Source organism: Pseudoalteromonas sp. NBT06-2, assembly GCF_002276045.1.
Taxonomy (GTDB): Bacteria; Pseudomonadota; Gammaproteobacteria; order Enterobacterales; family Alteromonadaceae; genus Pseudoalteromonas.
Genome location: NZ_NQMR01000003.1, coordinates 13,043 through 26,985, shown reverse-complemented (window position 1 = coordinate 26,985; position 13,943 = coordinate 13,043). Strand labels below are relative to the sequence as shown.

7 protein-coding genes are annotated in these 13,943 nt (G+C 37.2%); all 7 read left to right on the top strand.

All coding sequences use genetic code 11. The features are described 5' to 3' along the window. Window positions 1-884 precede the first annotated feature (884 nt). The 7 genes from CJF42_RS00625 (at window position 885) to CJF42_RS00585 (ending at window position 13,928) form a co-directional block, all read left to right on the top strand. Complete coding sequence (locus tag CJF42_RS00625) at window positions 885-4,553, top strand: PKD domain-containing protein (protein WP_095364814.1); 3,669 nt, start codon at window positions 885-887, stop codon at window positions 4,551-4,553. A gap of 30 nt (window positions 4,554-4,583) precedes the next feature. Continuing rightward, window positions 4,584-6,536: a Hint domain-containing protein gene (locus tag CJF42_RS00620; protein WP_095364813.1), complete on the top strand. Its 1,953-nt coding sequence runs from the start codon at window positions 4,584-4,586 to the stop codon at window positions 6,534-6,536. Between the two features lie 49 nt (window positions 6,537-6,585). Further along, on the top strand, window positions 6,586-7,833 hold the full coding sequence (locus tag CJF42_RS00615) for an internalin (RefSeq protein ID WP_095364812.1): 1,248 nt from the start codon (window positions 6,586-6,588) through the stop codon (window positions 7,831-7,833). 12 nt (window positions 7,834-7,845) lie between these two features. Then, window positions 7,846-8,679: a GEVED domain-containing protein gene (locus CJF42_RS00610; protein WP_095364811.1), complete on the top strand. Its 834-nt coding sequence runs from the start codon at window positions 7,846-7,848 to the stop codon at window positions 8,677-8,679. Window positions 8,680-8,691: 12 nt separating this feature from the next. Beyond that, window positions 8,692-10,194 (top strand): hypothetical protein, encoded by a 1,503-nt coding sequence (locus CJF42_RS00605; RefSeq protein WP_252097486.1) that lies wholly within the window; start codon window positions 8,692-8,694, stop codon window positions 10,192-10,194. 56 nt (window positions 10,195-10,250) lie between these two features. Continuing rightward, window positions 10,251-11,372 carry a hypothetical protein gene (locus tag CJF42_RS00600; protein ID WP_095364810.1) on the top strand — a complete coding sequence of 374 codons (1,122 nt, stop codon included), beginning with the start codon at window positions 10,251-10,253 and terminating at the stop codon, window positions 11,370-11,372. 918 nt (window positions 11,373-12,290) lie between these two features. Next, window positions 12,291-13,928 (top strand): PepSY-associated TM helix domain-containing protein, encoded by a 1,638-nt coding sequence (locus tag CJF42_RS00585; protein WP_095364807.1) that lies wholly within the window; start codon window positions 12,291-12,293, stop codon window positions 13,926-13,928. Window positions 13,929-13,943 lie beyond the last annotated feature (15 nt).

Below are 13,943 nucleotides of genomic sequence, written 5' to 3'. Positions count from 1 at the left end.
GACTGAGCCATTAACAGCTAACAGTCGATGGCTCTAACATTCATCAATGGTTGCAGTTTCATAGAACTCTTGGCAAAGATAAGGGACGTCATTCCAATAGGAGAAAGCATTTATATACGCTCATGCTATTTTAGTTAATTTCAGCAAAAATAACTCTTGCCTACAAAAAATACAGAATAGGTGATAAACCATGTTTAGGAACTTTGAGGCCAGTTCTTGAATCGTGTATTATTAGTACCGATTACAATACATTTTTGAACGGTAAATATACGAAATATACCTAATATAATAAAAAAAGGTCAAGACAAATGCTAATTCATGGGGTTGTAATACGCGCTAGAAAAATTGCAGATAATAGTTGGTTTTTACACTTATCCTATCACAATAATCCACTTTAAATTTTGACATATTACGAGTTTAATCCTCCTTATTTTCACCTAATTAAATTTCACATTTAGGAAGATTTTATACTCGTAACCAAAGTTTAACATTCATGATATATGCTCATTTATAGCAAGCAGAATACCTAAAACTTTTATTTAACGCGCTTTAAAAAGTGTATTTTTTACATTAATCGCACAGTTTTCTGTATTTTAACCACATGATATTTACATTATTTTTACGCTGAAAAATTCCTTAAGTAATTGTTGTAAAAAAAGATTGTTTATTTTATGAACGCTTACAGTATGAAATTCGATCAAAAAGTTGTTGGCAGTGTCAGGTTATGGAAATAAGGTACATACAGGATACCCAAAAAGGGTACTTGAAATTTCCTGTTGTATGGAATGACTTTTATACAAACACAGAAAGGGAAATTGAATTGAAAACTATTTTGATTCAATAATCGGCTTGGGATTAGAAATTTATTTGAGGAATTTTGCGTAATGGTGAAATTGAAAAAGACATTATTTGTTATTGTGTCAGTAGTGCTATCCGGGGCCTTGTGTGCAGCAGAACGGCTATCGATGGATATATTGCAAGAGCGCTTTTCCAAACAGTCAGATCCTGAAAGTTTGCAAAAATTGACGTTAACAGATGACTTAAATTGGCAGCTAAAGTTATTAAAAAGAGATCAGGAAAGTGATCAAACCTATCTTACTTATCAGCAGTCTTATCATGGGATTCCTGTTTGGAATAAACATGTCATTGTTGCTACTTCTAAAGAAGGCGACTTTAAACAGGGTTACGGAGAGCTGTTTAAAGATATGTCTTCAGATTTAAAGAAATCAAGCAAGTATGAGAAAATATCTGCTGAAAAAGCTAAGCAGGACTTTTTAAATACGATACAGAATGAGGATAAGCAATTACTTAAATCATCGGCTGAAAAAATTATTTACATTGATAAAAATGACCAAGCACATTTTGCCTATAAAATTCAGTGGATGACAGTTCAAAACAATGGGAAGACAAAGGTTGAAAAAACACTCACCATAGTCGATCAAAATTTATCGGTGCTTGCTATGTTTGATGCTTTACAACATGCGACTCTTGAAGGTGGAAGCGGACCATCAGGTAATAACAAAGTACCTCGCACAGATTATCTTCAGGAAGGATATCAATCTTATCCACCAACGACGTTTGTGGTTGAGCAGTCTGATGATGGCCAAGGAACAAGTGTTTGTGAATTTGATGCACTTGATGTTGACACTCGTAATTCAAATCATGATGTGCAAACTCCAGTAGAGACATATAGTTACGATTGTACTGAATCAACATTTAATGATTTTAAAGCATATAATACGGCGAAATCCCCGCTTAATGATGCGCACCATTATGCACAGGTGACACAGCTTATGTTTCAAGATTATCTTGGACTTAAAGCGTTTAATAATGAAAAAATAGTTCAACATGTACACTTTGGCCAAAACATGGATCAGGCTTTTTACGAAGATGGTCAGGTTTATTATGGTGATGGTGATCTTTTGTTCTATCCAATGGTGGCATTAGATGTCGTAGCTCATGAGATTGCTCATGGTTACACTGAAGAGTTTGGAACAAATAGCAAAAAACAAATGCTAACAGGGCAAGCCAGAGCTATCAATGAAGCTTTTTCTGATATGACTGGTGAAGCTGTGGAGTATTTTTTACGAGGTTCAAATGATTGGCGTGCAAATTTTGATGCTTATCAATTTGAAGGGGCACTGCGTTATTTTGACCAACCTACCCAAGATGGGGTTTCAATTGACCACATTAAAGATTATGACAATACGGTGAGTGCACATCATGGAGCCGGAATTTTTAATAAGGCGTTTTTTCAGTTATTAACACAAACAGTTGATAGTGTCGAAAGTAACCCCTGGACGCCTAAATATGGTTTTGTCGTTTTTGCTAAAGCCAATCGACATTGTTGGACTGCAACTTCGACCTTTCAAGAAGCTGCACAATGTGTGTTAAATCAAGCTTCCTCAGCTGCTAATAGTATGGCGACAGATAGTGTTTACAAATCCGACAATCAGACCTGGCAAAGTGTTGAATTAAAAAACCATATACGTAAGGCATTCGCACAGGTAGGGATCAACCTCGTTGTTGGCGCCGGTATAGAAAGTGATTTCTCTACATCTCAGTCATTTTTATCAGCTCAGTTTAATAATATTACCAGAAAAGGTGGGCAGCAAATCAGTCTTGAGGATCAGGGTTGGCAGTGGTTGTGGTCATTTGGGGAGTTTGATGAACAAGGTGCCGAGATCACCAGTACTCAATTCAGTCCAAGTCATACATATGTAACAGCAGGGAATTTTCCAGTTAGTTTGACAGCTACCGGACCTAGTGGTGGTATAGATGTTTACCAAATAATGCTAAATACCTGGAATGATTATTGTGCTGTTTCTGGTGGTAATGAAGATAGATATTTCATCGATTCAGTGACTATTAACGGCCAAACTAAAACTAGCGGTAGTAGTACATACTCAAATTTTACTGCAGATCCTATTGATGTCATCAGTGGTGGTCAATTCAATCTTGAGATCAAAGCGGGATCTCATGAGAGCACTAATGATAAATCTAAACGTTTTTATGTATGGATAGACAGTAATAGTGACGGTATCTTTCATAAGACTGATGAGCTTGCATATAATGGTACGGCAACTGATAAGGTTAATACGTTTTTGTCCGTTGCTGGTCAAGTCGACGATATCATTCGGGTTAGAGTCATTAGTTCATTTGGTTTACTTACCGAAGCATGTGGCAATTTCACCTGGGGTGAAGCTGAAGATTACAGTTTGAAAATATCCAGTGTTGATACAGCGCCCACCTTGGATATCCAGATAAAACAACAAGTTAATCATATTTCATTTGATAACAAAACTATCGACGGGAGGATCCATAGCTGGCAATGGGATTTTGACGATGGTAGCGCAGTGAATAATGAGGTTTCGCCAACACATTGGTATCAAGCATCAGGAGATTATCACGTTGTCGCCAAGGCACTTGATTTCAGCAACAAGGTTTTGGCTTCTTGGGAAAAAGACATATCTTATACGACTACTACCACAGCGTTATTTGAACCAAGTATTAGCAACCGTAGTGTATCGTTGAATGTTGAGCAAAGTATTATGCCGGCAGGCACAACTGTGCACTGGGACTTTGGTGATAATGATACGTCCACCCAATCCACTATCAATCATCAATATCAACAAGATGGAAACTACACTATAACGCTCACTTTAGTTAATCCAGATAATCCACAAGGCGTTAGCTTAAGCAAAGACGTTTATATTTTTAAAGGACAATATCAACCTATATTTCAGGCGAGTTATGTGGAAAATCAAGACGGTAGTTTCACAGTGACATTTGATAACAGCAGCGCAATACCAGAGAATGCCAACTGGCGCCACAAAATTAAGATGATTGATGCAAAGTTAGAATGGAGTTTTGGAGATGGGATAGAAGATTCACAATCCACTACGGATTTCGACAAGGATAACTCTCATAATTATGCTAAAAAAGGAAGTTATATCGTCAAGTTAAGTATCACCTATCGCAACACTTGGGAGAAAATAAAAACGGCTAGCACTGAGATCAATCTCGAATTGAAAAGTAGCCAAGCAGTTGAATATTGTCAGGCAAGTGGATTAACTGATTATGAACATATCTCGGAATTTATGATTGTTGGCAGTGACCCTTTCAGTAATGGCATTGCGGGTGGGGTTGTCAATCCTGAAAATCCAATCCAGTTACAGGCAGGTGTACCGATAGATTACCGTCTTCTTGCTGGTTACAGCGGTGCTGATAAGTATGCGGAAAACTATCATATTTGGATCGACCTTAATGGCGACGGTCTATTTGGTGATGGCGATTGGCGTAATGATAAAAGCGAACGCCTAGTGGCTGAGTTTGATCAGGTTTCTGGTGAAACAGGAACAGGAGAGATAACGGGAAGCTTTACCATTCCTACTCATCTTGTGAGTTCTGATCAGCTAGCGACAAGAATGCGAATTATGCAGTATTACGATCTTACCAGAGTCAATTCTATTGACCCATGTTCAGATTATTCAAACAGTTCAACAAGCGGTAGTGGCGAGATTGAAGACTACCTGATCGTTATCAATAAATAAGCAATAAACAACTATAAGAGACTAAATGATATGAAACACTCAAAGACCTTATTATGTCTACCACTTACTGTGGCTATCGCTGTTAGCTTAGCGTTGACAGCAAATGCAAGCGAGAAAGATATATTTGAAACACCTTTATATAGTCAAATAAAACAGGTAAAAAATATCATAGTTGAACGCGATGAAAATGGCGTTCGAAATTTGGATTTGACTAATATAAACCATTATAACCTAGCGAAATCTAGATTACAGAAAGCGGGTAAATTAGAAAAAAGATTCCCACAATTACACAATAGCCTGAATGAAATACGACAACAGCAACTGTTACATAAAAAATTGCCAGAAAAAACAGCAGTCAATAATGTAGCAGAGGTTCCAACTCAAGTCGATATTATTGAAAATGCCCATTTTTTCTTAGATATGAATGTAGCTGTTTCTGGCGACAATAATGAACCTTACCTGATGATCCGTGCTAAAAGCTCAGTATACGGTGGAACACAATCTACTTATATTGACCTATTGATAGAAGATGGTAATGGTGGTCAATTAGCCCCAATGGGAAGCACGTTAAATGTGCTAGATGGGAAAAACACCATCGTTTCTTCAGTGGTTTCTTTAAAAACCCTTAAGCAACAATTTCCAAATCTAGAGAACATTTATGCGAGCTCTTATGTTGAAACAGAAAACGCTGACGGTAGTTATACCTCTACTTTAAAATATACTGAATATCCTTTTTCGTGGGGGCATATCGATATTGCATACGGTGATATATTAACTGCTGATAAAGCAGACAGTCCATCATCAAATCAAATGGAAATTCTAAATAATGATGGTCGTCCAGTTTATACCGCAGTTGATCCCGTAGATAAGAATAACGATGCCGTGATTAAAGTATGTTTGAACAGGGACCACAGTGATTGTGATTATGCTGCAGATCAATATCAAGATCCTAATGAAATCACAGATGTAAATATACCTTTTCAAGGGCAAATTCGAGTAGGTCATGAAGTGACTGAAATTTATGCAACTGATTTGGCCATTGAAGACCGCCCAAACGGAGTAGATGAAATTACCAATATCTACTTGCAGGAAGGAAATTATGGCGGAGCAACCAAACAAAGTTACTTAGGTTTAGATAACAGCGTGAAGAACTTTTCTGATTATTTACAGTTTGATGTAGATACTGAAGCAAAAGAAACATTAATTAGCTGGGACATTCCAAGAGAAGAAGGACGATTTGGTAATGCGAAACTTTTTTCTAATATTGCTGAAGCAAATTGGTATATCACATTTGCAGTTAAAGGGTATCCGTATTTTATAAAACGTGGGCGCGGTGCGACGGCAAGAGCATTTCAAATATCAATTACCTCAGAAGAAGCAGCACGCTTTGGCAATTATTACAGCACGATACTTCCTAAAATTAAGTTAGGTTACAGCTGTCTGGCTAAAGGCACAATGATCACTATGGCTGACGGTAGCCAAATGGCAATCGAAACTATTGGAATTGGTGATCAAGTTAAGGGCGCATTAGCAATGAATCCATCGATTAACGAAGCAATGGAAGTGGCTGATGTATCTGTAGGTATAGAGGCGATTGAAATGTACCGCCTTCACTTAGCTGATGGAAATTCAATTCTTATGACAGAAACACATCCAATTTCTACCTCTAATAAAGGAATTGTTTGGGCTAAAGAGCTTGAAGCAGGAGACAGAGTACTTAACCTATCTAAGTCTGTGTTGATCACCAAAATTAGTAAAGAGTCGTACAAAGATAAGATCTACAACTTGAAATTGAAACCTCTGGAAGGATCAAAGATCTCGTCTGAAGCTGATTTAGGTATGTTCGCTAATGATTTATTAGTGGGTGATTTGTCTACACAAGATAAATTCAACTACAAAGATCAAAAAAATATGCTTTCAAAAGATCAAATTCTTAAACAGCTTCCTAATAAATGGAAAACCGATTACCTCAACAGCCTTTAGTTTTTAGGGTAACGCTTTTGCGTTACCCACAGTTTTGAAGGAAATAAATATGAAAATTAAACCTATATTGATTGGAATTGCAATGGCTCAGTGTCCTATAGCCATAGCTGATGTAACCACAATGCAAAGTAAGCAACAAATAGAAAGACAACGTTCTGAAATAAGTGGTGAAGGTATAGATACCCTAACATTAGGTACCGCGTATCATAGTGAAAAAGATGGGTTTTATTCGTTTCACAGTGTTACCGGAACTGAAAGTGAGGAATACGGTAATACGGAGCTCGACTTCACAGTTGGTGTGGATATGAGCTACAACCGTTTAGCAAATATGCTAGATGGAAATTTAGGCGCACAACTAGATGTGCCAGCGGTTAAGGTAGGCATAGGTGCTAGTTACGCAAAAGAAAATGCGGCAGACGAATATACAGGTACTTATACCCTTTATTTGTCGGTAAAACCTAAGAAAAAAATACTTATTCCATCTGATGGTAGTGGCTTAAGGCCGACTCAGGCAGCAATTGATTTAGTTAACGCTGCACCTGGTGATAAATTTGACAATGTAGGAAATGAGTTTGTTTCGGCCATTGAATATGGTTCACAGGTTATGGTTAATCTTAAATTTGAATATAAAAATGATGAAGACAAAGTGAAATGGGGAGGCCAGCTGGATGTTGATTGGGTTGGAAAAGTAAGCCTCAGCGGTGCTTTGGAAAAAGTTGATGATGCAACCAAGCGTGATATTAAAGTAACTGTGTCGGCAATTCAGTTTGGTGGAGACACCAACGCATTATTGTCTGTCATTCCAGATCAGTTAATTAACTGTACTATGTCTGATCCAACGCCATGTTTTCAAATTTTTGAAAACACCATTAATTATATTAAAGGTAATTATATCAACCAGTTTACTAGCCTAGATAAATATAATGTAGCGAAAGTTTATACTAATACTTACACCCGCTCTGGCCCTGAACTAAATCAGCTGGTACCAGATAATCCGTACCCAAGTAGAAATGTGTTGACCAAAATGGCTACTAAAAACCTGAGTGAATCATGGATAAATGCAATTTTGGATAATCGTAGAGCTGAAAACCTTCTTAATTTCTATACCAATGAATTGAGTTCAGCTCATAAAACAGCACTTGAAAACATTCGTGATGATGCCCTATTCAATTCATTCTTATTGGCTGATGCAGTGTCTTACTGCAACAGTAACCCAATTGGAGATTATTGCAGAACACGAGAACTAGAAAGTAACAGTAGAGTTATTAACTATAACTCCGATTGGCTGGAATTATAAGGATTGATGATTATGAAACATAAAACTAAATTTTTATTTGCTACAACATCCTTACTGTTTAGCAGCTTAAGTCTGGCCCAAGTAAGTGTATTTGAATCAAAAGATATTTTGACTAAAGAACAAGCTCTTGGCAGGTATCAATGGTTACAGCAATGTTATTCGGACGTATTGATCTCGATTGCTGAGCAAATACTCGACCCTACAATTCCGAGGACGGGAGAGCAAAAACAAGCAGCGTTAAAAGAAGTATTGTTATACAAAAACGGGCAATTAAAGGATGACGCAAAATACGTTACTTTTGGTGATGATACGGGGAAAAACCCGAAGCGTTGGTATGCGGGAAAAAGTGCATCAGATACGTGTACACAAATACCATCCGATTATTCTATTAGCGCTTTAATGTTAGTAAGTTCTTTGCCTGCTTATTGCCCGGCACAATCGCGAGAAAAAGGCTATGAATACATTAAAAGTGTGAAATTTTCAAAAATGGAAAATAACTCAGATGCTGCTTTTTATTCAAATTTTGTTGGTCAGACTGCTCGTATTTACAAAGACAGAAGTTATGAGTTAACACTGACACCAGGGTTTACTGATAGCGAAAGTTATCCGGAAAGCTGGCATGTATTTGTTGACTGGAATCGAGATGGTGATTTTCTGGATACCAGTGAATCACAATTTGCGGGCGTTTCTCAACAGTCGGTTTCACTGCAACTTACGCCACCATCTGGTACGCAACCGGGTCTGACTAAAATGCGTATTTCAATGGATTATTTAGGTGGAAGTTTAAATGCATGCAGTGAAATTGATTCGGGCGAAATTGAAGATTATCTTCTTTATATTAAATAGTTAGGAGGCAATATGAAAACTCTAATATGTCTTGGGCTGGCTATGGCCTCAAGTGCTGTACTAGCAAAAAGTACACAAGAGCAGGATCTCGTTGAGATGGCAATGTCCAGTGCGCGTAGCAGCGAGTTTCAATCTTATATTCCGGGTCTGATCAACGATCATGTGATATTGGGTACCGCATATAACAGTGATACTAATGAATTTTTAAATGTACAACCTATTGCTGGTTCGGTAATAGAGAACCTGGGTAATACTCAGGTTCAATTTGAATTAGTTAATAATGCCTCATATGAGGACGTACTTAGCCAACTAAATGGTAATGTAGATGTAGATGTTGCCTTCCCTGTAGTAAGGGTAAATGCAGGAGGCCATTTAGCAAAAGAAGCTGCATCTACAGAATTTTCTAATACTTATACTTTTCAGGCTTCGTTAACACCAAAAAAGAAAGTGCTCCAACCATTAGACATTAATCAAGGGTTTAGTCTTTCCACTGTTGGTAACGAGCTCGCCACCAATTATCAAAGTAAACTGATGAATTTAGCGGGTGATTCATTTATCACTGAGATTGAATATGGGGCGCAATTGTTCATTAATATGAAGATTGAGTATTTGAGTGAACAGCATAAAAGTGAGATTGGTGGATATCTGGGTGTGAGTTATGGCGCTGGTAATATTGGTATTAATGTCGATGGTAAGCTCAATTACATTGATGAAGAACTGAAAAAAAGTGTGAGAATTACGGTAAGAGCATTGCAAAAAGGAGGGGAACCCACAGCCTTATTGAAAGTGATACCAAACAATATCATTTCGTGTTCTTTAGATAACTATACCCCTTGCTTTAACTTGTTTGAGCAAGCAGTCAATTATGCAAAAAACGATTTTGGTGATCAGTTTAATGCATTATCTGACTATAACGTTGTTCGTTACAAAGCTGTGCCTTACAAATATAGTTCTTTAGAGGTAAAAAAATTAGCCGCAGAAGAACAAGAGATCCGCTTTGAAACCAGATATCGCACATTGTGGTTGGAGGAGCAGTTTAAGAAATCTGTGAATCATGAACATCGTGCTCGATCAGTATTGGCAAAATATGCTTCCTGGATGACTCAAGAGCAGAGAAATACGGTACAGACAATAAAAAACGGTGCCTACAATAATGCCTGGATTTACCATGAGTTTGCGACTCACTGCCGAGATAACCCTTATGGAACTGCTTGTGCTGATAATTGGACTGATTATCAAAATAGCTGCAGTAGCAGTGAATTACCTTGTGTTGTTAGTTATAACTTAGGTGATCTTAATATTCCATCTGAATCTTTATCTACCTTCTTCAAATGTGAAAATGCTCGTGAAGCAACCGCCAATTTTGGGGTTGAAGATAATGATACTTCTTTGGGATTCCGTAACCTTGGCTGGGCACCTACTTTTGTTGATCCAGAAGAGCCAGAAACTGGAGTTATGGTTTGGATGTCTTGTAAACAAGCGTTAGATACCTATGGTTCTGCATTTGCCGATTAAGATAGTAGGGGACTAATCCTCCCCTATTAAATTTTGTTAACGAAGAGGAAGGCATCATGAAACTAACCTTACCAGTGTTATTGCTGTTTTTATCTAGTGACGTACTAAGTACGACTTATTATGCACTAGGATCTGAAAATGAAACATTGGGCCGAGGCTTTTCAACCAGTTTAAGTATGCCGCTTTCAAATTGTCTTACAGGAGAGCGTTTATTTCATGGCGGCAACAAAGGAGAATTAATTTATCATCAATCGATGGAAAGTAATGAATTAATGAGCTCCATGACAGGAAGTGTAAAAGGTGGCGTGAATTTAGTCTTATTTGGTGGTTCAGCTAAGTTTTCGATGCGTAAAAAAGTAACTGAAAATACCAATTCTGTCAGTTCTGTATTGCAATTAGGTTATGTACATGGCACCCATTCTTTCGAAAATCGTCAATTAAATGATGTGGCAAAAGGTGAATTGCAATCGCAACCGGGAGCGATAGAGAATATCTGCGGAGATGGGTTTATCAGCAGTATTACAACAGGATCTAATCTGTATGTGACGGCAAAACTCTATTTTAGAGATAAAAGCGAATATGAATGGTTTCAAACTAAGATAAAAATACGTGTATTGTTTTTTAGTAAAACTATCACCAAAACGAAAGAGTTTTCAAATGCCATTAAAAATGCTGTATATAGTGTGCAGATACATACGGATGGTGGCTTAACCCCATATTTAAACACACTTGGAACAGAACGTTTTTGCCGTGGTACAGACGTGACCGCATGTATTGATTATGCAGAAACATTATTCAAATATTTGTTAGATGGAGGAGACTATCGCAACGACATTCAACCTGAACTGTTAAAAACCATAAAATACACCGTTGAACCTTATGAGAACTCGGGGCATATGCAGTTGATCCCGCCCCCTGCATCCAATATGCCCGAAGCTTATATTGCAATATCAGGACGACTAAGGGGATATCAGGATTTGGTGAATGATGAACTGGAAAGATTGAAAGCTTTTATTGCTGTTGCAACAGAAAGTGAGCTGGCCAGCTTACAAAATGAATATGATTTGCGCCAGACTGAAGTTTCTACATTAAATGCCGCGAGTGATTATTGTGCGGGATTACCGGGAGTAACTTTGTGTGAACAGCAAGTCGAAAGAGCAATTAGTGAAGTACATTAGTGATTAAGTAGGCATCACATAAAAGAGAGCGTTCATAATTCTGTGTCAGTGTATAAATTCTAAATATCGAGTACGCTGTCTAAGCCCCTTCAAAATAAATAACCAACTGAGATAAACAAAGATTCCAATTGTGAATTGGCATTGTCCATTTTTCTGTGGCGTTCGATATTTCTATTTTTATTTTACAATTTAGCACGTTATAGCCGATTGATTAATAAATAATCAATAAAAGTAAAATGGTAATAGTTTGCATTAACATTTTACTTTTGCCATAATTGCTCACCAATTTTTAGCTAATGGTTTCGCTGCAAGGCATAACGAATGAGTTTTTTAATTAATGCAGCTGCACTTTGTTTGTGTTGGTTTAGCTGTGTAGCTGTGTATCTTGCTTCAGATCGACAATTAATATTGTCACGACAAGTTACGAAAAAATTTGGATGGTCGCTTTTCTCTATAGGAGGACTTAGTTCGTTTATCTTGCTGCTAAACCTACATCATTGGCTATCAGCCTTGTTGATTCTTATCGTGCTAATTATGTTAGTTTGGATCGTACTTGCTTTAGTTGTTCCTTATTTTCCTCATCAGCCTAAAACACTAATATATGGCACTTCAATGATAACCGTTACGGCACTTATCGGAGGTTGTTATGTGGTATGAATCATTGTGGATAAAATCTTTTGTTGGTTTTTTTCTCGGTTTTTTATTGAGTATGAGCCTGTTTATGAATATTGGCTTTATCGCTCCTCTATCCAGAGATGTTTTTTTATTCATTGCTGTTATTGGAGGCTTTACGGTATGGAGCGCACTAATTAGCTGGTTTTATTGTGTGCAATCAATTAAAAAGCCAACATTAGTTTGTTTGGTAGGGTTATTAATAACTAGCATGGTTAACGTTTATTTTTATATTCAGGCAGGCGCATGAAGTCAGAAACATTGAAAAATGCATTAAATGCACATGGTTGGGTAGGTTTAATTATTTCATTACCGTTGTTTATAGTTTTTTGGGCTGGCGCTATAACATTTTTTCATCCAGAACTAGATCAATGGGCAAAATTACCCTATTACGATATTGATACTAAGGCTAAAGCGCGGGGAGATTATATTGATTACAACCGTTTAATTGAAGAGCAGATAACAGCTCATGGTATTTTGTCTGAAGATCGAATTTCATTACGCTTGCCCAATGAAAAAACACCTTATTTACGTATGTTTTTTCAGGCATCTGTAGTGTCTGAAGAACAACAGATTAACACGACGAGTACTGATGGTTCTGCCGACTTTAAACCTATAGACAAGAAGTTTTTTGATTTACTTATTGATCCATATAGTGGTGAAATATTTACTGAGCATAACCCTTTTGAATTGGCAGGTTTTTTTTATAAGTTACATTACAACCTGCAACTTCCACAGGGCTTGTATATTGTAGGTGTTATAACGTTATTTTTCTTTGTGATCACTATCACTGGGGTTGTCGTACAGCTCAAAAAAATTGTAAAAAATTTTTTCTTGTATCGTAAAGATCAAACGACACGCTCGCAAATGACAGACATGCATAATGTCGTTGGTGTGATAAGTTTGCCGTTTGCTATTATGTATGCTCTATCAGGTGTCATATTAAACTTATTGATTTTAGTACAAATCCCTAGTGTGTTAGTACTCTACAAGGGAGACTTAGATGGTATAACTAGAGATGCTGGCTTTTACACTCATAAGAGTGAAGCAAGTGGTGAGCTACTTGATATGCCTGATCTTACCTCTATTATTGCTAACCTTTCTCAAGAACATAAAGCTGAAATCACCCAACTAAATATCTATGGGTATGGTGATAAGAATGCTGTACTGCAATTTAGTGGGCTTTATAACACTGGTTTTAATCGTTCGTTTTCCCGATTTTATCAAGTATCAACTAATAGCTACCCTCAAAGCATGAACTTGCCTGAAGATAATGTTTTTTCAGTAGGTCTTCAAATGCTGTACTCCATGCATTTTGCCAATTATGCAGGTACCGATATGCGTTTAATCTATTTTGTTTTAGCTATTGCGTTTTGCGGAATGATAGTCGCAGGTAATGTGTTGTGGATAGTTAAGCGGCAACGAAAAAATGAATATCCAAAAACACTCGCTTTAACCCGAGGCTTAACACTTGGTGCCTGTATTGGTGTTATAACAGCGACCGCTTTGAGTTTCTTTTTAGAACGCAGCTTGCCCGAAACAATAAACGAACGAGAACATATTATTGAATATGTTTTTGGATTTACATTATTACTGATCACGATAACCGGCTTTTTTATCAAAAAATTACGACCTTTTATCGGATATAACTTGATAGCAAGCAGTGTTTTTCTTTTTGCGACTGTAGCATTCGAATGGTTGATATTGGGTAAAACAATGCTTGCGATGATAACAAGTGGATATTGGCTGCTGGGCTATGTCAGTGCTGGATTTTTAATTATCGCTGTGCTGCTTTTTTGGATAGGGTTTAAAACACTAAAACTTATTGAATCAGTGGCTATAGACAAAATAGATGATGTTTCAATGAAGACTTCCCTCATCTGAATTGATACTACGGTG